Origin of the sequence: Caulobacter segnis ATCC 21756, from assembly GCF_000092285.1 — a bacterium.
In the GTDB taxonomy this organism is placed as follows: Bacteria; Pseudomonadota; Alphaproteobacteria; order Caulobacterales; family Caulobacteraceae; genus Caulobacter; species Caulobacter segnis.
In genome coordinates this window covers 999,386-1,018,152 of record NC_014100.1, presented here as the reverse complement: position 1 = coordinate 1,018,152, position 18,767 = coordinate 999,386, and the positions used below count along the sequence as shown (strand labels likewise).

Genomic DNA, 18,767 nt, shown 5'->3' with positions numbered 1-18,767 from the left:
GCTAGTTCCTCCCCCGCTTTGCGGGGGAGGTGGCCCAGAGGGCCGGAGGGGGCCAGCTCGGCCTATGCGGCGTTCGCCCCCTCAGTCACTCCGTGACAGCTCCCCCGCAGCGCGGGGGAGCATCCTTGGATCAGGCGTAGCTCTGCAGCGGACGGACGTCCAAGGACTCCGCCGGCGCGCCAGCGATGGCCTGGGCGGCGGCCAGGGCGCCGGCCGAGGTGGTGTAGTACGGCACCTTCATCATCAGGGCCGTGCGGCGGATCTCGAAGCTGTCTTCCAGCGCCTGCTTGCCCTCGGTGGTGTTGAACACCAGCTGGACGCCGCCGTTCTTCATCACGTCGACGATGTGCGGACGGCCTTCGAGCACCTTCTTGACGTGCTCGACCTGGACGCCCTGCTCGGCCAGATAGGCCTGGGTGCCCTCGGTCGACAGCACCTTGAAGCCGGCCGCCAGCAGCAGCTTCACCGGCTCGACGATCCAGGGCTTGTCGCTTTCCTTGACCGACACGAACGCCGTGCCCGAGCGCGGCAGCTTCACGCCGCCGCCCAGCTGGCTCTTGGCGAAGGCGCGGGCGAAGGCCGGGCCCATGTCGGTCTCGCCGTCACGCTTCCAGTCCAGGCCCATGACCTCGCCGGTCGAGCGCATTTCCGGGCCGAGCACCGTGTCGACGCCGGCGAAGCGGGCGAACGGGAAGACCGCTTCCTTGACCGCGATGTGGTCGTAGGGAACGTCCTTCAGGCCGAAGCTGGCCAGGGTCTCGCCGGCCATGATCTTGGCGGCGATGGCGGCGACCGGCTGGCCGATGGTCTTGGCGACGAACGGCACCGTGCGCGAGGCGCGCGGATTCACTTCCAGCACGTAGATGCGCGGGTTGTCGCTGTGCGGCTCTTCGATCGCGAACTGCACGTTCATCAGGCCGCGGACGTTCAGGGCCAGGGCCATCTGCACCGTCTGGCGCTTCAGCTCCTCGACCGTCTCGGCCTTCAGCGAGAAGGGCGGCATCGAACACGCCGAGTCCCCCGAGTGGACGCCGGCTTCCTCGATGTGCTCCAGCACGCCGGCCACGAACACGTCCTTGCCGTCGCACAGGGCGTCGACGTCGACCTCGGTGGCGCGGCTCAGATAGTGGTCCAGCAGGATCGGGTGCTCGAGCGAGATCTCGCCGGCGCCGGCGATGTAGCGCTCCATGGCCTCGTGGTCGCGGATGATCTCCATGCCGCGGCCGCCCAGCACGTAGGACGGACGCATCACGAACGGGAAGCCGATCTTGTCGCCCTCGGCGCGCGCCTCGTCCCAGGTGCGGGCGATGGCGTTTTCCGGTTGGGCGATGTCGAGGCCGTTCAGCAGCTGCTGGAAGCGCTCGCGGTCTTCGGCCAGGTCGATGGCGTCGGGGCTGGTGCCCAGGATCGGGATGCCGGCCTCTTCCAGGGCGTGGGCCAGCTTCAGCGGCGTCTGGCCGCCGAACTGGACGATGACGCCGGCCAGCGTGCCCTTGCTCTTCTCGACGTGCAGCAGCTCCAGCACGTCCTCGGCCGTCAGCGGCTCGAAGTACAGGCGGTCGGAGGTATCGTAGTCGGTCGAGACGGTCTCGGGGTTGCAGTTGACCATGATCGACTCGACGCCGATGGCGTCCAAGGCAAACGCCGCGTGGCAGCAGCAGTAGTCGAACTCGATGCCCTGGCCGATCCGGTTCGGACCACCGCCGAGGATCACGGCCTTCTTGCGGTCGGACGGATCGCTCTCGCACTCGGGGACCTGGCCCAGCGCGCCGGTCTCGTAGGTCGAGTACATGTACGGCGTCGAGGCCAGGAACTCGCCGGCGCAGCTGTCGATGCGCTTGAACACCGGGCGGACGGACAGCTCTTGGCGCAGGCTCCGCACGGCGGCCTCGGTCTGGCCGGTCAACTTGGCCAGGCGGGCGTCCGAGAAGCCTTGGGCCTTCAGGGCGCGGAAGCCGGCGGCGTCCTTGGGCAGCCCGCCGGCGCGGACCCAGCCTTCCTGGCGGATCAGCTCGGCGATCTGGCGCAGGAACCACGGCTCGTAGGAACAGGCGGCGTTGACCTCTTCCACGGTCAGGCCGTGGCGGAAGGCCTGGGCGATCACGCGGATGCGGTCGGGGGTCGGCGTGCCCAGGGCGCGGACGACGGCGGCCTTGCCGGTGTCGGGATCATCGGCGCCGTGGATCTCAATCTCGTCGAAGCCCGACAGGCCGGTCTCCAGGCCGCGCAGGGCCTTCTGGACGCTTTCCTTGAAGGTCCGGCCGATGGCCATGACCTCGCCGACCGACTTCATGGCCGTGGTCAGCAGGGGCTCCGAACCCGGATACTTCTCGAAGGCGAAGCGCGGGATCTTGGTGACGACGTAGTCGATGCTGGGCTCGAACGAGGCCGGGGTCGCGCCGCCGGTGATGTCGTTCTTCAGCTCGTCCAGCGTGTAGCCGACGGCCAGGCGCGCGGCGACCTTGGCGATCGGGAAGCCGGTGGCCTTCGAGGCCAGGGCGGACGAGCGCGACACCCGCGGGTTCATCTCGATGACGACCATGCGGCCGTCGGCCGGGTTGACGGCGAACTGCACGTTCGAACCGCCGGTCTCCACGCCGATCTCGCGCAGCACGGCGATCGAGGCCGCGCGCATCCACTGGTATTCCTTGTCCGTCAGGGTCAGGGCCGGAGCGACGGTGATCGAGTCGCCGGTGTGCACGCCCATCGGGTCGATGTTCTCGATCGAGCAGACGATGATGCAGTTGTCCGCCTTGTCGCGGACGACCTCCATCTCGTACTCCTTCCAGCCCAGGACGCTCTCTTCGACCAGCACTTCGGTGGTCGGCGAGAGGTCGAGGCCGCGCTCGACGATCTCCTTGAACTCCTCGACATTGTAGGCGATGCCGCCGCCGGTGCCGGCCAGGGTGAAGGACGGGCGGATGATCGCCGGCAGGCCGACGAACTCCAGGCCTTCCATGGCCTCGTCCAGGGTGTGGCAGGCGCGCGAACGCGGGCTCTCAAGGCCCAGCTTGTCCATGGCGTCGCGGAACTTCTGGCGATCCTCGGCCTTGTCGATGACCTCGGCCTTGGCGCCGATCATCTCGACGCCGAACTTCTTCAGCACGCCCTGCTCTTCCAGGGCCAGGGCGGTGTTCAGAGCCGTCTGGCCGCCCATGGTCGGCAGCAGCGCGTCGGGGCGCTCCTTCTCGATGATCTTGGCGACCATCTCCGGGGTGATCGGCTCGATATAGGTCGCGTCGGCCACGTCCGGATCGGTCATGATCGTGGCGGGGTTCGAGTTGACCAGGATGATCCGGTAGCCCTCGGCGCGCAGCGCCTTACAGGCCTGGACGCCCGAATAGTCGAACTCGCAAGCCTGACCGATGACGATCGGACCGGCGCCGATGATCAGGATCGAGGAGATGTCTGTTCTCTTGGGCATGGCTAACTCGCGCAAAGACACGGTCGCGCACATCCGCGCGCCCGCTGTCGACCATCTTGCAGGTTAAGGCGCCCGTGTAGAGACGGAGTCGGCTCGGCGCAACCCCGCATCTTATGAAGGGGTTAACGCCAGCTTTGCCGAACATTGTTCAAAGGCCGAGCGAGGCCGACTTTGCGTCCCGCGACGGTGCGGCGAAGAGCCAGACCTCGGCCAGAAGCAGGTTGGGGACCCAGCATAGGAACGAGATCGCGCGGTAGGCGTCGACGAACGGGATCGGCCCCACGGCGGCCAGCGGCAGGTAGAGGCGCAGGGTCACCGCCGCCAGGGTCAGGGCCAGCGAGCGGATCATCCAGGCCCGGTGCTCGGCGATGCGACGCGCCATCGCCATGCGCCAGGCCTGCGCCGTCGTTCCGATCCAGGCCACGGCCAGCAGCCCGAACCCGGCGGTGGCGATCGGACCGGCGGTCGACCCGAAGGCCAGGGCCAGACCGCCGACGCCGCCCGCCAGGCAGCCGGCCACATAGATCCGTCCCATCACGCGATGAAGCGCCGGCCGACGCGCGCGCAGGCCCGGCAGCACCTGGAACGGCGCGATCAGCAAGGCGGTCGCCGCGCCGGCCACATGGACGACCAGGAACGGCCTGGCGAACAGATTGGCCAGCACGTTGGGGGCCAGCGGCCCGACGTTCAGCACATAGCGGTATGAGATCAGCGCCACCGCCAGGCTCAACAGGGTCATCAGCGCCCAAGCGGGACGGGACAGGATCTTCGACATCTTCGGCTCCGGTTTCGGGCCGAGATTGCAAGGGTCGAGGAGCCGCGCTACGCCAAGCCCGTGAGCGGCGCCCATTCTGCGCGAACGGCGCCGCGGCGGAGAGACATGGGTTCCATCGCTAACGGTCTGCCCCTACGGCGTCTCGCCATCGACCTGGCGCTGCTGACCGCGCTCAGCCTGGTGCTGGCGGTCCTGGCGCCGTTCGACACCGTCAAACTCACCCCGTCGGGGCGCGCCACGTACTGGTTCGAGTGCATCGTCGGCGGGGGCATGATCGGCGTGCTCGTCGACGAACTGATCGGCCGGCGGCTGGACGGCTTTTTGCGTCGGCTGCTGGTCGTCACCACCCTGATGACGCCCGGCGTGGTGCTGCTGGTCGGGGTCATCGACATGGACACCAACGGCCGCTTCATCGCGCCGCCCGTCCTCTGGTGGCGGGTGTGGGTGATCAGCGGCCTGGTCATGGCCGTGCGCATCCTGGCCTGGCGCAAGCCGGCCGCGCCGCCGCCCGTGGTCGAGACCCGGGTGCTGGTCGAGCCGCCCCTGCCCGAGGCCGAGGCCGCCTTCCGTCGCCGGCTCTCGGCCAAGCGGCGGACGGCCAGGCTGATCGCCGTCGAGGCCCACGACCACTACCTGCGGGTCCACACCGACGCGGGCCCGGAGCTGCTGACCTTGCGTTTCTCCGACGCCCTGGCCGAGCTGGCCGGCGCCCACGGCTTCCAGACCCATCGCTCGTGGTGGGTGGCGGGCGAGGCGATCCGATCGGCCCACTGGCGACGCGGCGCGGGCGAGCTGCGCCTGTCGGGCGATCTCGTGGCCCCCGTCAGCCGCCGCCACGCCCCTGTCCTGCGCGCGGCGGGCTGGCTCTAGTCAGCCGGGCGTCTTCTCGCGCGTCGCGGCGGCCTTGACCTCCGCCGAGGGATCGCTCGGCGCGACCCAGGCCGCGCCGGACTTGCCGAGGTCGTAGCCCAGCTTGAACAGGGCTCGCCGCCCCTCCGACGCGAAATTCAGGCCCGAGAAGTCGCCCTTGGCGTCGTCGGGAATGGCGGTGTAGCGAAACACCCCGCCGTTGCGCCGGGTGAAGGCGGCGTTGGCGGTCAGGTGGGTGCGCAGCTGGGCCTTGTTCATGGCGATCCATGACCGCCCCAGGATCGACAGGGCGTCGCCCTTGGTGAAACCGAAGCCGCCGTCGATCTGGCCGTTGACGATCACCGACACCTCGCCCGGCCCGGTCTTGTCCTGGCCCGGCAGGATCGACAGCAGCAGGGTCTCGGGCGCGACGAAGAACGGCGTGGTGACGCTGCCGTCCACGTGCATCTCCGAGAACTTGCGGTTGGGCCCCTGGACCTCGATCAGGCTGGGCGGGAAGACGCCGGGGATGCTGGCCGAGGCGACCAGCACGTCGCGGAACAGCTGCAGCGCCGCCGCGTCGCCGCGCGAGGCGATCGCCCCCATGTCCCAGATCATCGTCTGCTCGGTGTCGAGATTGGTGGTGGCGATCATCAGCCGCCGCCCCTTGGCGTGCTCGATGGCCACCGCATAGAGCAGCGGCGGGTCGACGTATTTGCCCACCAGATCGCGCAGGGCGTGGTTGCGGAAGATGCTGGGCGCGAAGAAAAGATCCAGCCCCCGCTTCTGCAGGATCCGGTCGGCGGCCTCGCTGGTGTAGGCCTCGGTCAGGCGCCGGTCCCAGTCCTTGCCCAGATAGGCGAACGGCGCGGTCAGGGCGCCCGTCGAGACGCCCGTGACGATGTCGAAGTCCGGCCGATCGCCCGCCTCCGTCCAGCCGACCAGCACGCCGGCGCCATAGGCCCCGTTCGAGCCGCCGCCCGAGATCGCCAGCACGTTGACCTTTCGTCCGGCGGTGTGGTCATGGACCTCCTTCGCGAACTTCAGGCCCGCGGCGGGATCGGCGGCGCTGAACCGCACGTCGGCCAGCCCCTGCGGCGCGACGGCTCCCAGGTCCTGGGCCGTGAACGCGTCACGCGACACGGTCCCGCAAGCCGAGAGGGCGAGCGAGAGCGCCAGGGCGGCGAGGACGCGAAAGCCGCGCATCGAGTGCGTCTCCGAAGGTCGAGCGCGATGATTAGCCGCGAAGACCCCTTAGGGGAATTGCCGCCTTGTCATCGCCCATATTTGCGAGTCATTCTCAATATTAGATGCAAGGGAGTCGATCATGGTCTTGCGAACCACGGGCGTGAGCGTGCTGGCCTCGATGATGAGCGCGGACCGATGCCGGCGCGGGGCGCGGGAGCAGGATCTGTCCTGGCTGTTGCACGGCCCGTCCGATCCCGAAGTCGTGGAGACCGAGGAGCTCGAGCCCCCACGCCTCCTGGCGGCGGAATAGTCCCAAACGCAAACAGGCCGGCGCGAGCGCCGGCCAGAACCCTGAAACAAAACAGGCCGGCGCACGCGCCGGCCAGACCCTTAAAACAAAACAGGCCGGCGCACGCGCCGGCCTGTCCGTTGCGAACCCGGGGGTCCGCGAAACCTTGGTCGATTAGACCGCCTGCAGCTGGCCGGCCGAGGTCTTGCCGCTACGGCGATCGACTTCAGGCTCGAACGACAGCTTTTGGCCTTCGTTCAGGCCGTTCAGGCCAGCGCGCTCAACGGCCGAGATGTGGACGAAGATGTCCTGGCCGCCGTTGTCCGGCTGGATGAAGCCGAAGCCCTTGGCGGAATTGAACCACTTCACGGTTCCAGTAGCCATGGTGAGTATCCTTGTAGACATGGGTGTTCGTCGTCCGAAAACGTCTCGGGCGACGATCAAATTTCGTTGGAAGTTCGGAAGGCGCGTCCGGCGCTCCGGCACGCGGAGCAAGGAATAGCAGGCCGAGCGGCAGCGAATTCGATGGCCTTATCTTGAAGCACTTCTAGGAAATAACAAGAAAAATATTTTCGGACGACTTTAGCCGCGCCGCCGGAGCCAAGCTGCGCCTCAAGCGTTTTCATGGCGATGCGTCGATTTCTCCGACGTCGAACAAGAGTTTTCCATGACCCTTCTCGAAAAGATTCCGACGCTTGGCGACGCCGAACTGAAGGTCCTGCTGGCCAATGCTCGTCGCCTTGACGTGACCGGCACGCCCGAACAGCGCCGCGCCGTCGCCGAGGTGATCACGCCCCTGGAACGCGAGGCCTCGCGTCGTCGCTCGGTGGGGCGCGGGGGGCGTTAGAGACTTCAGCGCCGCCGCCTCCCATGCGGGGAGGCGGAGCGGCGCGGATATGCGAACGGACGAAAGGGCCCTTCGCCCCCGCCCCTCAGGCCAGCGCCTTGCGCGCCGCTTCCCAGTACTGGGCGCCCGTGATCAGGGTCACCAGGGTGGCCAGCCACAGCAGGCCGTGAGCCACCAGCGTGAAGCCCCCGATCACCGTCGGATCCTGCGACAGACCAAAGGCCCCCCACGAGGCCAGGATCATCTCGGCGCCGATCGACACCAGCTGCAAAGTCGTCTTCCACTTGGCCAGCAGCGTGACCGGCAGCTTGACGCCCTTGCCCGCGCCGACTTCGCGCAGCGCGCTGACCGCGAACTCCCGGAACAGGATCAGGCCGGCCGGCAGCACGACCAGAGGATTCGGGCCCAGGGCCATCAGGCCCAGCAACGCGCCGCAGACCAGGATCTTGTCGCCGATCGGATCGAGGATCGCGCCCCAGACACTGACCGCGTCCAGCTTGCGCGCCAGCCAGCCGTCGAAGAAGTCGGTCACCGCCGCGACCACGAAGGCGTAGAACGCCCAGCGCTCCAGGCGCAGCTGGGCCTCGGCCGTCAGTTGGTCGCTCACCCACGGGACCGCGCCGGCCGCCGCCGCCAGGGCCACGAACATGAACAGCGCCATCACGAGGCGCGAGCTGGTGAGGATGTTGGGCAGGGATTTCATGAGCTCTCATAACCCACAAACCCGCAGCGGCGATACGGTTCCGCTGCGCCGAGCCCGACGAAGACCGTCGATGAAAAACGGCGATTTTTGAGACGCCGTCAACGACTCGCTCCGATATACAAGTCATGAGGGCGAAGCTGGGCCCTCGTCGAGGCGGGCGCGCCAAGGCATGGCACAGAGGGATCGCGGCGATTTGGACGGCCGCCGCCGCGTCAGCACGGTGCGTGGGCGCCTGGTGCTCCTGACGGTCAGCCTGCTGATCCCGGCCATCGTTTCCATGGTGCTGCTGCTGGCCGGCGCGGACCGGGAGTCGCGCGGCCAGCTCTATCAGCAACTGGTCACCACCGCCCGAGCGCTGTCCGGCGCCGTCGACCGCCAGGCCGCCGTCGGCGTGGCCGTCGTCGAGACCCTGGCCAGCGACCAGGCCTTGATCAATGGCGACTGGGCCGACTTCCACACCCGCGCCCAGCGCGCCATCCAGCGTCGTCCGGGCTGGATCGTCGTGTCCGACATCCACGGCCAGCAGATCCTCAATACGCTCAAGCCCTACGGCTCGCCCCTGCCGGTCTCGACGCGCGCCAACGAGCTGACCAGCGCGCTGCTGGCCGGGCGCAGCAAGATCTCCGACCTCCGCCAGGGCAAGGTGGCCCGCAAGCCGGTGATCACGGTCGCCACGCCGATCCTGGTCAAGGGCGAGCCCTACGTCCTGTCCTACGTCGTGGAGTCGGCCTCGTTCACCTCGGTGTTCCGCCAGCAGCGCGTGCCCGACCGCTGGGTCGCCACCCTGCTGGACAACAATCGCCGGGTCATCGCCCGCTCGCGCCTCAATGAGAAATTCACCGGCGCCCTCGCCTCCAAGGACATGGAGGAGAACCTGCGCCATTCCACCGAGGGCGTGAACAAGAGCCAGTCGCTGGAAGGCGTGCCGACCATGGTCGCCTACACCCGCTCGCCCCAGACCGGCTGGACCCTGGTGGTGGCCATCCCGCGCGACGATCTGGCCAGCACGGTCAATCGCTCGGTGGTGATGGCCGGCGCGGTGTTCCTGCTGCTGCTGGTGCTGGGCATCACCCTGTCCCTGGCCTACGCCCGCCGGATCAATGGCGAGATGCGGCGGCTGGTCAGCGACGCCGCCGCGATCGGGCGCGGCGAGACCCTCCCCTCGTCCGATCCCGACAGCCTGGAAGAGATCGCCGCCGTCCACTCGGCCCTGCGCGAGGCGTCACGCGAGCTGAAGACCCGCGAGGAGCGGCAGGTGGTGATGATCAACGAGCTGAACCACCGGGTGAAGAACACGCTGGCCACCGTCCAGGCCCTGGCTCGCCAGACCTTCCTGAAGACCGAGGGCGCGCCGGTCGACGTGTTCACAGAGCGGCTGATCGCGCTCTCCGGCGCCCACGATCTCCTGACCAAGACCGGCTGGCGCGAGGCCGACATGGATCAGCTGGTCCAGAAGGCCCTGGGCGCGCATTCCGGCCGCGTGCGGCGCGAGGGCCCGACGGTGGCCTTGGCGCCGCACACGGCGGTCGGCCTTTCGATGGTGTTCCACGAGCTGGCCACCAACAGCGCCAAGTACGGCGCGCTCTCGGCGCCCGGCGGCACGGTCGAGGTGACCTGGCGGCTCGATCCGGTGACCGGAAACCTCGCCTTCACCTGGCGCGACGTCGGCGGGCCGCCTGTCTCGCCGCCCAAGGCCCGAGGCTTCGGCACCCGGCTGATCGAAAGCTCGATCCGGCGCGAGCAGAAGGGCCACGCCCGCTTCGACTTCCACCCCGACGGCCTGGTGTTCGAGGCCAGCCTGCCGCTGCCCGAAACCGTGCGCTGGGCCAACCCGTTCTGATGGCGTCCGAGGCGGCGATCGTCGCGACCTTCGCGCGCGAGGAGGGTCTGCCGGAGGACTTCGCGACCCTGGCGGCCCGCCTGCATCGGCCCCTGGCGGCGCGGATCGCCGGCTGGGCCGACGAGGGCCGCTCGCCGCTGGTGGTCGGGATCTGCGGGCCGCAAGGCTCGGGCAAGTCGACCCTGGTCGCCCTGGTCGAGCGGCTGCTGGCCGCGCGCGGCCTCAAGGTCGCCGTCCTGTCGATCGACGACCTCTACCTGACCCGCGCCGAGCGGACCCGGCTGGCGCGCGAGGTTCATCCGCTGCTGACGACGCGCGGCGTTCCGGGCACCCACGACCCGGCCCTGGGGCTTGCGGTGCTGGACGCCCTGGGAAGGCCCGGAGCCACCGCCCTGCCCCGCTTCGACAAGGCCCTCGACGACCGCGCGCCGGAGGCCACATGGCCGCGCGTGGCGGGTCCGGTCGACATCGTGCTGCTGGAGGGCTGGTGCGTCGGCGCGCGCGCCCAGCCGGCCACGATGCTGGACGTCCCCATCAACGCCCTCGAGCGCGACGAGGACCCCGACGGCGCCTGGCGCGGCTTCGCCAACGCGGCGCTGGCGGGGCCCTACGCGCCGCTGTTCGCGCGGCTCGACCGCCTGGCGCTGATGACAGCCCCGGACTTCGCCACGGTCCGCGTCTGGCGCGGAGAACAGGAAGAACGCCTGCGCGCGCGGCTCGCCGCCGAGGGTCGGGACCCCGCCCTCGCCATGGACGAAGCCGCCCTCGATCGCTTCATCGCCCACTACGAGCGCCTGACCCGCTGGATCGCGGAAGACCTGCCGGGCGTGGCGGATGTCGTGGTGAGGTTGGATGAGCGGCGGTGGCCAAGAGAGGCGCTTTAAGCCCTTTTCCAGTGTCATCCCGGCCGAAGCGCAGCGCAGAGCCGGGACCCAGGGGCGGTTCGCACGGCGTTCACGCACCCCCTGGGTCCCGGATAACCTCTGCGAGGCTTCCGGGATGACACGGTGATTGGAGTTGGACGGCCGTGATCGCACCCGCTCTAGCCTTCGCCGCCCGCCATCGGCTAACACCGTTTCATGAGCTACGCCGACGAAGAGATCGCCGCCCTGGCCGAGGGGCTGGTGGGCCGCACCCTGCCCAAGGAGCGCTGGACGCACGCCGCGCACCTGGCCGCCACCCTGCGCCTGGTCCGCACCCGCGACGCGGAGCTGGAGCGCGACCTGCCTGGGATCATCCAGACCTACAACGTCGCCGTGGGCGGCGTGAACGACGACACCAGCGGCTATCACGAGACCATCACCCAGGCCTATCTGGCCGCCATCCGCGCCTTCGTCGGGGCCCTGCCGGCCGGGACTAGCGACAGCGACGCCGTCGCGCGCCTGCTGGCGACCCCGATGGGCGACAAGGCCTGGCCGCTGACCCACTGGTCCCGCGAGCGCCTGTTCTCGGTGGAGGCCCGGCGAGGCTGGCTCGCGCCGGATCTGAAGCCGCTGGAGCATCCGCCCATGGAGGCGGCGGCCGGCGACGAATAATGTCCGATCACCGGCCTGAGACCAAGACGGGCTTTCGACCCTAGTCGGAAGTCAGGCAGGTCTGCTTAGAGGATTGCCGAACCGATATTCTCAAGGAGCTGGCGTAACTCATCTCGCTCTGCGCCTAGGCGTGTCGCAAACTCGGCGTCGTCAATATCCCCACCGTTGCACACTTCGTTCAGCGCGTTGCTGAGGAGCGTCAGTTCATGGATGGAAAGGCGGATGTCGGAGAAGGTAGCCGTCTGGCGGAGCTTGATCATTGGTGGCGTTTACTCCGTGCCGAGGCCGAGCCGGTCGAGTGGCACTTGGTAGGGATGCAGCGCCCGTTGCACTAGCTCGGCGAGCGGCGTCGCCGGTTGGTGTCGCGCCTGGAACTCCCTGACCTCCCCGACGACGTCCAGAAAGGCGGGGGGCGTCAAAACTCCGGGCTCCGACCAGTCGATATTAGGTGGGTAGGGAGTGACCTTCAAAACGGCGTCGATTAGCTCCTGAACGAAGGGGCTTAGGAGTATTTCAGCCGAGACCTGGGTCTGGAACTTCGCTGTCAATGCGATGCGCATCAACGTGTGTGCGGCGGCTGATCCACTGATCTCGATTGCACCGTCCTCGCGGACCCGGACATCGAATGCTTTTGTATCGCTCGTGCTCATGGCCGAAGTCTGAGGCGCGCCGAGCTCGTCCGCAATCCACCCAAAGCCGACCTTCAGGTCTTCAGTTCAGAGGCGAGCCTCGCGGCCAAGGCCGGCTAGGCCGGATCGGCCTTCGGCGCTCTCGGCTTGCGCTTGGGCCTAGGCAGCGGCTCGGCGGCCGTCGGAACCTCCACCTCCATCCGCGCCAGGATCTCGCGCGCGGCGCGGTCGGTCTCGTTGACCGGCTCGTAGGTCCAGCCGTGGAAGGCCCCGCCGTAGGGACGCGCCGCGCCCATGCGCTCCAGCTCTTCGTGGAACAGCCGGAACTTCAGGCTGGAGCCGTCCATCTTCAGCACGAAGAGCGGCTTGCCGGTCGAGGCCGCCTCGGTGGCCATGTTGGTCGAGTCCTCGGTGACGAGGATGTAGTCGGCGGCGGCGAGGAAGGCGAAATAGGGGTTGGCCCCCTCCCCGTTCCAAATGACCCCCGGCAGGTGGCGCAGACGGGCGGTGATCAGGGCGCGGGCCGGTTCGGGCGTGCGGCGCGAGAAGGTCATCATCAGCGACCCGCCCTCCTGCTCCAGCGGGATCTGGATGGAGTGGGCGATCTGGGCCGCGCGCTCGCTGGAGAGATCGAAGGCCTTCGACTTGCCGCCCACCAGCACGGCCACCCGCGGATGCGGCAGCGGATCGGTCAGGCGCTTGAAGGCCTTGGCCTCCTGTTCCAGCCGCTCGGGCGTCACCCGGTGCGGCGAGCCCATGATCGGCAGGACGTTGTCGCCCGACAGGCGGTCGTGCTTGGGCGGGATCACCAGGTCGAACATGGTGGCCGGGACGCGCGGATCCTGGATCTGCACGACATAGGTCTTGCCGCCCGACCAGCGCTTGGCCCGGATCGACAGGGGCAAGGTGGCGCGGCCGGCGGCCAGCCAGACGTCGGGCCAGGCCTCGGAATCCTTGGGGCCGGGAATGTCGCTCTCGGGCGCCAGCCAGCGGCGGGGGAAGAGGTTCAGCCACCAGGGCAGCCGCCCCGTGCGGCCCTTCCAGGCCACGCGCTTGACCGTCACTTCGCAGGGAACGAGGCGCGACAGGGCGTCGGCCAGGCCCACGACCTGGGCCTCGATGCCGGCGCGACCGTCGGACACGGCCCAGACCTTGAGCGGAAGGGCGGGCGGAGATTTCGGCGTTTCGGCCAAGTCGTCACCCCGGGCAACGAAAACGAAACAAGGCCGTCCCTGGGCGGAGTCGCCTGGAACGGCCTTGTCTAGGTCTATCAGACTTGTGGCGTCGCTAAGGCGGGAAGCCTTAGAGCCACTCGACCTTGGTGATCTCGTAGGCCTTCACGCCGCCGGGCGTGTTGACCTCGACCACCTCGCCGACTTCCTTGCCGATCATCGCGCGCGACAGCGGCGAGGACAGCGAGATGCGGCCCGACTTCACGTCGGCCTCGTGGTCGCCCACGATCTGGTAGCGGGCCTCTTCCTCGGTGTCCTCGTCGATCACCGAGACGGTGGCGCCGAACTTGACCTGTTTGCCCGAAAGCTTCGACACGTCGATGACCTGGGCGCGGGCGATCTTGTCCTCGATCTCGGCGATCTGGCCTTCGATCCAGCCCTGACGCTCCTTGGCGGCGTGGTACTCGGCGTTTTCCGACAGGTCGCCGTGCGAACGCGCCTCGGCGATCGCGGCGATCACCGACGGACGTTCGATGGTCTTCAAACGCTTCAGTTCTTCGTCGAGGGTTTGATAACCCCCGACGGTCATCGGCACTTTTTCCATTGCGGATTTTAGCTCGGACGCCTTGAGAGGAAAGACTTCCGGTCGCGGGCGCTCGTGACCGGGGGCTGGGAGGATAGGCGCCCAGTTCTGGATAAGCAAGGGGGGCGGGCTCAAGGTCAAGCTTAGCTTGGCCGGTAAGTCCGAGCTTCCGAGCGATCCGGAACGTTTAGGGCTAGCGGCTCAAAACGCGGCGCGCACGCGTCAGTTCCCGCGAGGGCGATCCGCCCCGGCGTCCGCCGGCCGCGGCGCGCCCTAGGCCCGCAGCCGCTCGATGGTCGGCGGCCCATGCGGCAGGTCGAACTGGTCGACGAGGTCGGCCAGCAGGGCGGCGTCGGCGTTCAGGGTCTGGGTCGCCTCAGAGGTCTCCTCGACCATGCCGGCGTTCTCCCGCAGCCCCTGGTCCATCTCGGCGACGGACGTATTGACCTGCGCCAGGCCCTGGGCCTGGGCCTGGGCCGAGCCGGCGATCTCCGAGACCAGGGCGTCGATCTCCGAAATCTGGGTGACCATCCGCTGCAGGGCCTCGCCGGTGCGCGCCACGAGGCCGACGCCGGTTTCGACCTGGCCCGTCGAGGTCGAGATCAGTTGCTTGATCTCCTTGGCCGCCTCGGCCGAGCGCTGGGCCAGGGCCCGGACTTCCATGGCGACGACGGCGAAGCCCTTGCCGCTCTCGCCGGCCCGGGCGGCCTCGACCCCCGCGTTCAGCGCCAGCAGGTTGGTCTGGAAGGCGATCTCGTCGATCACGCCGATGATGTTGGTGATCTCCTGCGACGAGCGTTCGATGGCGGTCATGGCGGAGACGGTCTGCTCGACGACCTCGCTGGAGCGTTCGGCGTCGTCGCGGGTGCGGGCCACGACGTCGGCGGCGCGCTTGGCGCCCGAGGCCGTCTGGCCGACCGTGGCGGTGATGTCGTCCATGGTCGAGGCGGTCGCCTGCAGGCTGGCGGCCTGGCGCTCGGTGCGGCGGGCCAGCGATTGGACGGCGTCGGCGATCTGGTCGGAGCCCGAACGCACGCCGTCGACCCGGCCCTCGATCACGGTCAGGGCGTCGGCGAGACGGTCGGCGGCTGTGTTGTAGTCGGAGCGCAGGGCCTCGTAGGCCTCGGCGAACTGGGTGTGCAGCCGCGCGGTCAGGTCGCCGCGCGCCAGGTGGGACAGCGCCTGGCCCAGGGCGGCGATGGCCGCGTCGCGTTGGGTCTCGGCCTGCCTATGCGCGTCGGCGTGGCTGAGGCGGGTTTCCTGCTCGGAGCGGCGCGCGCCCTCGGCGGCGTCCTGGGCGGCCCGGGCCTCCTCAACGGCTTCCTCGGCCTTGGCGCGCGCGCCTTGAGCGACGGCGAACATGTGGTTGACGCTGGCGCTGATGGCGATCAGGGCCCCCGCCTCCACGATCAGGATCACGGCGTGGACGATCACGCGCCCCAAACTGGCGGAGCCGGGGAAGACCGCCTGCGGCAGCAGATAGCTCAGCCCCAGGTGATGCACGGCCACGGTCGCGGCCGCGGCGGCGATCACCAGCCAGTCGCAATAGACCACCAGCACGGCCAGGGCCGCGAAATAGGCCATGTGCATGTCGGTCTGCCACGCATGGCCGCCCAGCGCGGCGACCAGCAGCGAAACCTGCGCCATCAGGGCCACGCCGAGCAGCGCCCGGCCCGCCGATCCCTGCCCCCCGCGCCGCCAGGCCAGGGTGGCGGCCGCGGCCGCGATGACAACGGCCACGGCCAGGCCCAGAAGGGCGCCGTGGGCCAGCAGGCGTGCGCCCAGCACGACCGGAACCATGGCCCAGGCCAGCACGACGATCAGCTTGCCGCCGATCTTGCGTTGCTCGTCGAGGCTCGAGAAGACCAGGTTGAAGGGCGCTTTCATGGCGGAGGGCGCTTTCATGGCGTGGCGTCCGGTGAAGACGGGCGAGCGCAGACGCCGGCCAGGGCCGGGTCCAGCAACAGCAAGGCGCCGGCCTCGCGCGCCCGCTCCGAAAGGCGGGCGGGATCGCCGCGCAGAATGACGATGAAGGGCGCGCCGCCGGCGTCGGCGATGTCGCCGGCCGTTCCGGCCGCGCCGAAGATCCGGGCGGAGGACCACCAGGGCGGGAAGATCGCCGCAACGCGGCCGGGCGTCCGGGGCTGGGCCTCCACGGCCACGGCGGCGAACAGGCCCAGCAGCGCGCCCGAGACGCCGAGCGCGACAGAGCTCAGGATCGTCGCCACGCGGCGGCGTTCAGCAGGCTGTGGCGTCGAGGCCGAGATCAAGGCGGGCGTGCTCCCTCTCCGCGCCACGGACGGAGGCCGCGACGCTAGGCTCACGATTGCTCGGGCGTTGGTTTGCCAAGCCTTAACTTTAACGCCACGGCGACGCTTGGTCGCAGGCCGCCAAACCCGTTACGCGTAAGCGTATGGCCCGCCGCGCTCCAGGGCCCGCTGGTAGGCCGGGCGGGCGTGGATCTTCTCCAGGAACGCCTTGATATGCGGGCGGCTGGCGGCGCCGGCGCGGTCGGCGCCCGCCTCCAGCGGGAAGCTCATGGCGATATCGGCGGCGGTGAACTCGGGGCCCGCGAACCACGGCGACTTGGCCAATTCGGCTTCCCAGTAGTCGATGTGGGTTTTCAGCTGCGGATCGACGAAGCCGGCCTGGGCCTTGGCGGCGATCGACTTCACCAGCGGCTTCATCAGACCCGGCGCGCGCTTGGGCAGGGCCGAGAACACCAGCGTCAGCAGCAGCGGCGTCATGGCCGAGCCCTCGGCGTAGTGCAGCCAGTAGGTGTAGCGCAGGCGCTCCGCCGAGCCCGCCGCCGGGATCAGACGCCCCTGGCCGTGAACCTCGGTGACGTACTCGATGATCGCGCCGGTCTCGGCGATGACCGTGTCGCCATCGCTGATCACCGGCGACTTGCCCAGCGGGTGGATCGCCTTCAGCGCCGGCGGGGCCAGCATGGTCTGGGGATCGCGCTCGTAGCGCTTGACCTCGTAGGGAACGCCCAGCTCCTCGAGCAGCCAAAGGACACGCTGGCTCCGGGAATTGTTCAGGTGATGGACGACGATCACGACGCGTTCCTCCGGTCTCTGGGTCTAACCAATGACCAGCCGTTCAGCGTTCGGCAAGGCTCCACGTCTCGCCTCGCCTGGCGCTAGCCTTTCACGGCGAGACACCCCATCATCCGCGCATGATCGTCGCCATCCTCCAGGCCCGCATGAGCTCCACCCGGCTGCCCGGCAAGGTGCTGATGCCCATCGTGCGCCAACCGATGATCGTGCGGCAGATCGAGCGCGTCGCCCGCGCCCGCAAGATCGACAAGCTGGTCGTGGCCACCTCGGACGGCCGCGAGGACGACGCGATCGAGAAGGCCGTGCTGCGCGAGGGCATCGCTGTGTTCCGCGGCTCGCTCTACGATGTGCAGGAGCGGTTCCTCGGCGCGCTGGACGCCCATCCGGCCGAGCATCTGGTGCGGCTGACCGCGGACTGTCCGCTGGCCGATCCCGACCTGATCGACGCCACCATCGACCTCTGCCTTTCCAGCGGCGCCGACTACGCCAACAATGTCGCCGAGGGGCGCGCCTGGCCCAAGGGCACCGACGTCGAGGTGATGCGGGTCTCGGCCCTGCGCGAGGCGGCCAAGGTCGCCAGCCCCGAAGCGCGCGAACACGTCACCTGGGACCTGCGCACCCAGCCCGAGCGCTGGCGGCAGGTGTTCCTGGCCTGCCATCCCGACCAGGGCGCGGTGCGCTGGACGGTCGACCGCCCCGACGATTACGCCTTCGTCGCCGCCGTCTATGACGCGCTCTATCCGAAGAACCGCGCCTTCACCTCGGACGACGTGCGGGCCTTCGTGCGCGACCGGCCGGATCTGCAGGAGTACGGGGGCGACCGGCGGGTATGAGCCGGATCCTGTTCGTCTGCGGGGCGGGCGCCGCTGTCGGCGGCGGCCATGTGATGCGGTCCCTGACCCTGGCGCGGGCGCTTGAGCGGGCCGGCGCGGCCTGCGCCTTCCTGGCCCGTCCCGAGGTCGGCGCGGTGCTGGACGCCTTCGCGCCCGGCATGGCGCGCGCAGAGGATGATCGGGACTTCGACGCCATCGTGTTCGACCACTACGGCCTGGGCGCGGACGACCATCGCGCGCTGGCCAAGGGCCGCCCCGCCCTCGCCCTCGACGACCTCGCCGATCGCCCTTTGGCCGCCGACCTGGTGCTGGACTCGGGGCCGGCGCGCAACGCGGAGGACTATGACGGCCTGATCCCGTCCGGCGCGCGCCTGCTGCTGGGACCGTCCTACGCGCCGGTGCGGCCCGCCTTCGCCGCCTTGCGCGACGCGGCGTTGGCGCGGCGGGCCGAGCGACCGCCCGTGCGGCGCATCCTGGTGTCGCTGGGCCTGACCGACGTCGGCGGAATCACCCAGCGCGTGGTCGGCCTGCTGCGCCCGCTCGCCGGCGAGGCGGCGCTGGACGTGGTGGTCGGCGGGGCGGCGTCCAGCCTGCCCGCCCTGCGCGCCCTGGCCGCCGAGGACCCGCGCCTGGCGCTCCACGTCGACGCCCAGGACATGCCGCGCCTGACGCTTGAGGCCGATCTCGCCGTCGGGGCCGGCGGCTCGACCACCTGGGAGCGCTGCGTGCTGGCCCTCCCGACCCTGGCCCTGATCCTGGCCGACAACCAGGCCCCCGCCGCCCGGGCTCTGGAGGCCGCCGGCGTCGCGCCTTGCCTGGACGTCGCCGCCCAGGACTTCGAGGCGGCCTTCGCGCGGGAGGTCTCGGACCTGCTGGAGAAGGGAGAGCGCCGCGCCGCGCTGTCGGCGGCGAGCGCGACGGTGTGCGATGGCCTTGGGGCCGAGAGGGCGGCGAAGGCGTTCCTGGAGATCGTCGGCGGGATGAGTTCTTAGCCTCGAAACCCTGTTCCTTCGTCATCCCGGCCGCAGCGTAGCGGAG

The 18,767-nt window shown here is 69.4% G+C and carries 20 protein-coding genes and 1 pseudogene; 9 read left to right on the top strand and 12 right to left on the bottom strand.

Translation table 11 applies throughout. From position 1 onward, the window contains the following. Positions 1–130 precede the first annotated feature (130 nt). Both carB and CSEG_RS04730 read right to left on the bottom strand, forming a co-directional pair. Positions 131–3,424 (bottom strand): carbamoyl-phosphate synthase large subunit, encoded by a 3,294-nt coding sequence (gene carB, locus CSEG_RS04735; protein WP_013078119.1) that lies wholly within the window; start codon positions 3,422–3,424, stop codon positions 131–133. Positions 3,425–3,572: 148 nt separating this feature from the next. Further along, the gene (locus tag CSEG_RS04730; protein WP_013078118.1) at positions 3,573–4,199 is read right to left on the bottom strand and encodes a DUF2306 domain-containing protein; all 627 of its coding nucleotides are present in this window, start codon (positions 4,197–4,199) and stop codon (positions 3,573–3,575) included. Between the two features lie 105 nt (positions 4,200–4,304). Between CSEG_RS04730 and CSEG_RS04725 the strand changes: the two genes are divergently transcribed. Continuing rightward, positions 4,305–5,069, top strand: coding sequence for a LytTR family DNA-binding domain-containing protein (locus CSEG_RS04725; RefSeq protein WP_013078117.1), 765 nt, complete (start codon positions 4,305–4,307; stop codon positions 5,067–5,069). Here CSEG_RS04725 and CSEG_RS04720 read toward each other — a convergent pair whose 3' ends face one another. Continuing rightward, complete coding sequence (locus CSEG_RS04720; protein ID WP_013078116.1) at positions 5,070–6,254, bottom strand: patatin-like phospholipase family protein; 1,185 nt, start codon at positions 6,252–6,254, stop codon at positions 5,070–5,072. It abuts the gene before it with no gap. A 121-nt stretch (positions 6,255–6,375) separates the two neighbouring features. Here CSEG_RS04720 and CSEG_RS22815 point away from each other — a divergent pair, with 121 nt between their 5' ends. Beyond that, positions 6,376–6,546, top strand: a complete 171-nt coding sequence (locus CSEG_RS22815; protein ID WP_013078115.1) for a hypothetical protein — start codon at positions 6,376–6,378, stop codon at positions 6,544–6,546. A 153-nt stretch (positions 6,547–6,699) separates the two neighbouring features. Here the strand turns inward: CSEG_RS22815 and CSEG_RS04710 are convergent, their stop codons facing one another. Further along, entirely contained in the window at positions 6,700–6,909 is a 210-nt protein-coding gene (locus CSEG_RS04710; protein WP_013078114.1) for a cold-shock protein, read from the bottom strand. 283 nt (positions 6,910–7,192) lie between these two features. Between CSEG_RS04710 and CSEG_RS04705 the strand changes: the two genes are divergently transcribed. Then, positions 7,193–7,372, top strand: a complete 180-nt coding sequence (locus CSEG_RS04705) for a hypothetical protein (protein WP_013078113.1) — start codon at positions 7,193–7,195, stop codon at positions 7,370–7,372. A gap of 85 nt (positions 7,373–7,457) precedes the next feature. Here CSEG_RS04705 and pgsA read toward each other — a convergent pair whose 3' ends face one another. Continuing rightward, entirely contained in the window at positions 7,458–8,075 is a 618-nt protein-coding gene (pgsA, locus tag CSEG_RS04700; protein ID WP_013078112.1) for a CDP-diacylglycerol--glycerol-3-phosphate 3-phosphatidyltransferase, read from the bottom strand. Between the two features lie 169 nt (positions 8,076–8,244). Here pgsA and CSEG_RS04695 point away from each other — a divergent pair, with 169 nt between their 5' ends. From CSEG_RS04695 to CSEG_RS04685, 4 genes and pseudogenes are all read left to right on the top strand, one after another. Then, entirely contained in the window at positions 8,245–9,915 is a 1,671-nt protein-coding gene (locus CSEG_RS04695) for a sensor histidine kinase (protein ID WP_013078111.1), read from the top strand. Further along, complete coding sequence (locus CSEG_RS04690; RefSeq protein WP_013078110.1) at positions 9,915–10,799, top strand: kinase; 885 nt, start codon at positions 9,915–9,917, stop codon at positions 10,797–10,799. Before CSEG_RS04695 ends, CSEG_RS04690 begins: the two co-directional genes overlap by 1 nt. Positions 10,800–10,811: 12 nt before the next feature. Continuing rightward, positions 10,812–10,892 (top strand): annotated as a pseudogene (locus CSEG_RS23180) (hypothetical protein); the annotation flags it as partial. A 102-nt stretch (positions 10,893–10,994) separates the two neighbouring features. Further along, positions 10,995–11,450 (top strand): hypothetical protein, encoded by a 456-nt coding sequence (locus CSEG_RS04685; protein WP_013078109.1) that lies wholly within the window; start codon positions 10,995–10,997, stop codon positions 11,448–11,450. 65 nt (positions 11,451–11,515) lie between these two features. On the opposite strand, the gene CSEG_RS04680 is transcribed toward CSEG_RS04685, so the two are convergent. The 7 genes from CSEG_RS04680 to CSEG_RS04650 form a co-directional block, all read right to left on the bottom strand. After that, positions 11,516–11,710 (bottom strand): hypothetical protein, encoded by a 195-nt coding sequence (locus tag CSEG_RS04680; protein WP_013078108.1) that lies wholly within the window; start codon positions 11,708–11,710, stop codon positions 11,516–11,518. 9 nt (positions 11,711–11,719) lie between these two features. Then, entirely contained in the window at positions 11,720–12,100 is a 381-nt protein-coding gene (locus CSEG_RS04675; RefSeq protein WP_041538195.1) for a hypothetical protein, read from the bottom strand. 95 nt (positions 12,101–12,195) lie between these two features. Further along, positions 12,196–13,272 (bottom strand): mitochondrial fission ELM1 family protein, encoded by a 1,077-nt coding sequence (locus CSEG_RS04670; RefSeq protein WP_013078106.1) that lies wholly within the window; start codon positions 13,270–13,272, stop codon positions 12,196–12,198. 109 nt (positions 13,273–13,381) lie between these two features. Then, entirely contained in the window at positions 13,382–13,855 is a 474-nt protein-coding gene (gene greA / locus CSEG_RS04665) for a transcription elongation factor GreA (protein WP_041538194.1), read from the bottom strand. A 252-nt stretch (positions 13,856–14,107) separates the two neighbouring features. Beyond that, positions 14,108–15,739 carry a methyl-accepting chemotaxis protein gene (locus CSEG_RS04660; RefSeq protein ID WP_013078104.1) on the bottom strand — a complete coding sequence of 544 codons (1,632 nt, stop codon included), beginning with the start codon at positions 15,737–15,739 and terminating at the stop codon, positions 14,108–14,110. Next, a complete protein-coding gene (locus tag CSEG_RS04655; protein WP_085954002.1) occupies positions 15,736–16,062 on the bottom strand; it encodes a hypothetical protein in 327 nt (108 codons plus the stop codon). The genes CSEG_RS04660 and CSEG_RS04655 overlap by 4 nt, the downstream gene beginning before the upstream one ends. Before the next feature lie 171 nt (positions 16,063–16,233). Continuing rightward, positions 16,234–16,896, bottom strand: a complete 663-nt coding sequence (locus tag CSEG_RS04650) for a glutathione S-transferase family protein (protein WP_013078102.1) — start codon at positions 16,894–16,896, stop codon at positions 16,234–16,236. A gap of 119 nt (positions 16,897–17,015) precedes the next feature. On the opposite strand from CSEG_RS04650, the gene CSEG_RS04645 reads away from it, so the two are divergent. Together CSEG_RS04645 and pseG are read left to right on the top strand one after the other, a co-directional pair. Further along, positions 17,016–17,729, top strand: coding sequence for a cytidylyltransferase domain-containing protein (locus CSEG_RS04645; RefSeq protein WP_013078101.1), 714 nt, complete (start codon positions 17,016–17,018; stop codon positions 17,727–17,729). Continuing rightward, entirely contained in the window at positions 17,726–18,721 is a 996-nt protein-coding gene (gene pseG, locus CSEG_RS04640; RefSeq protein ID WP_013078100.1) for a UDP-2,4-diacetamido-2,4,6-trideoxy-beta-L-altropyranose hydrolase, read from the top strand. The genes CSEG_RS04645 and pseG overlap by 4 nt, the downstream gene beginning before the upstream one ends. The last annotated feature ends 46 nt before the right edge of the window (positions 18,722–18,767 follow it).

Excerpts from the sequence above, each read along its gene's own strand:
- CSEG_RS04660 (WP_013078104.1), bottom strand. The coding sequence starts at position 15,739 with ATGAAAGCGCCCTCCGCCATGAAAGCGCCCTTCAACCTGGTCTTCTCG.
- CSEG_RS22815 (WP_013078115.1), top strand. The coding sequence starts at position 6,376 with ATGGTCTTGCGAACCACGGGCGTGAGCGTGCTGGCCTCGATGATGAGC.
- carB (WP_013078119.1), bottom strand. The coding sequence starts at position 3,424 with ATGCCCAAGAGAACAGACATCTCCTCGATCCTGATCATCGGCGCCGGT.
- CSEG_RS04705 (WP_013078113.1), top strand. The coding sequence starts at position 7,193 with ATGACCCTTCTCGAAAAGATTCCGACGCTTGGCGACGCCGAACTGAAG.
- pgsA (WP_013078112.1), bottom strand. The coding sequence starts at position 8,075 with ATGAAATCCCTGCCCAACATCCTCACCAGCTCGCGCCTCGTGATGGCG.
- pseG (WP_013078100.1), top strand. The coding sequence starts at position 17,726 with ATGAGCCGGATCCTGTTCGTCTGCGGGGCGGGCGCCGCTGTCGGCGGC.
- CSEG_RS04685 (WP_013078109.1), top strand. The coding sequence starts at position 10,995 with ATGAGCTACGCCGACGAAGAGATCGCCGCCCTGGCCGAGGGGCTGGTG.
- CSEG_RS04680 (WP_013078108.1), bottom strand. The coding sequence starts at position 11,710 with ATGATCAAGCTCCGCCAGACGGCTACCTTCTCCGACATCCGCCTTTCC.
- CSEG_RS04725 (WP_013078117.1), top strand. The coding sequence starts at position 4,305 with ATGGGTTCCATCGCTAACGGTCTGCCCCTACGGCGTCTCGCCATCGAC.
- CSEG_RS04730 (WP_013078118.1), bottom strand. The coding sequence starts at position 4,199 with ATGTCGAAGATCCTGTCCCGTCCCGCTTGGGCGCTGATGACCCTGTTG.
- CSEG_RS04695 (WP_013078111.1), top strand. The coding sequence starts at position 8,245 with ATGGCACAGAGGGATCGCGGCGATTTGGACGGCCGCCGCCGCGTCAGC.
- greA (WP_041538194.1), bottom strand. The coding sequence starts at position 13,855 with ATGGAAAAAGTGCCGATGACCGTCGGGGGTTATCAAACCCTCGACGAA.
- CSEG_RS04710 (WP_013078114.1), bottom strand. The coding sequence starts at position 6,909 with ATGGCTACTGGAACCGTGAAGTGGTTCAATTCCGCCAAGGGCTTCGGC.
- CSEG_RS04690 (WP_013078110.1), top strand. The coding sequence starts at position 9,915 with ATGGCGTCCGAGGCGGCGATCGTCGCGACCTTCGCGCGCGAGGAGGGT.
- CSEG_RS04720 (WP_013078116.1), bottom strand. The coding sequence starts at position 6,254 with ATGCGCGGCTTTCGCGTCCTCGCCGCCCTGGCGCTCTCGCTCGCCCTC.
- CSEG_RS04645 (WP_013078101.1), top strand. The coding sequence starts at position 17,016 with ATGATCGTCGCCATCCTCCAGGCCCGCATGAGCTCCACCCGGCTGCCC.
- CSEG_RS04675 (WP_041538195.1), bottom strand. The coding sequence starts at position 12,100 with ATGAGCACGAGCGATACAAAAGCATTCGATGTCCGGGTCCGCGAGGAC.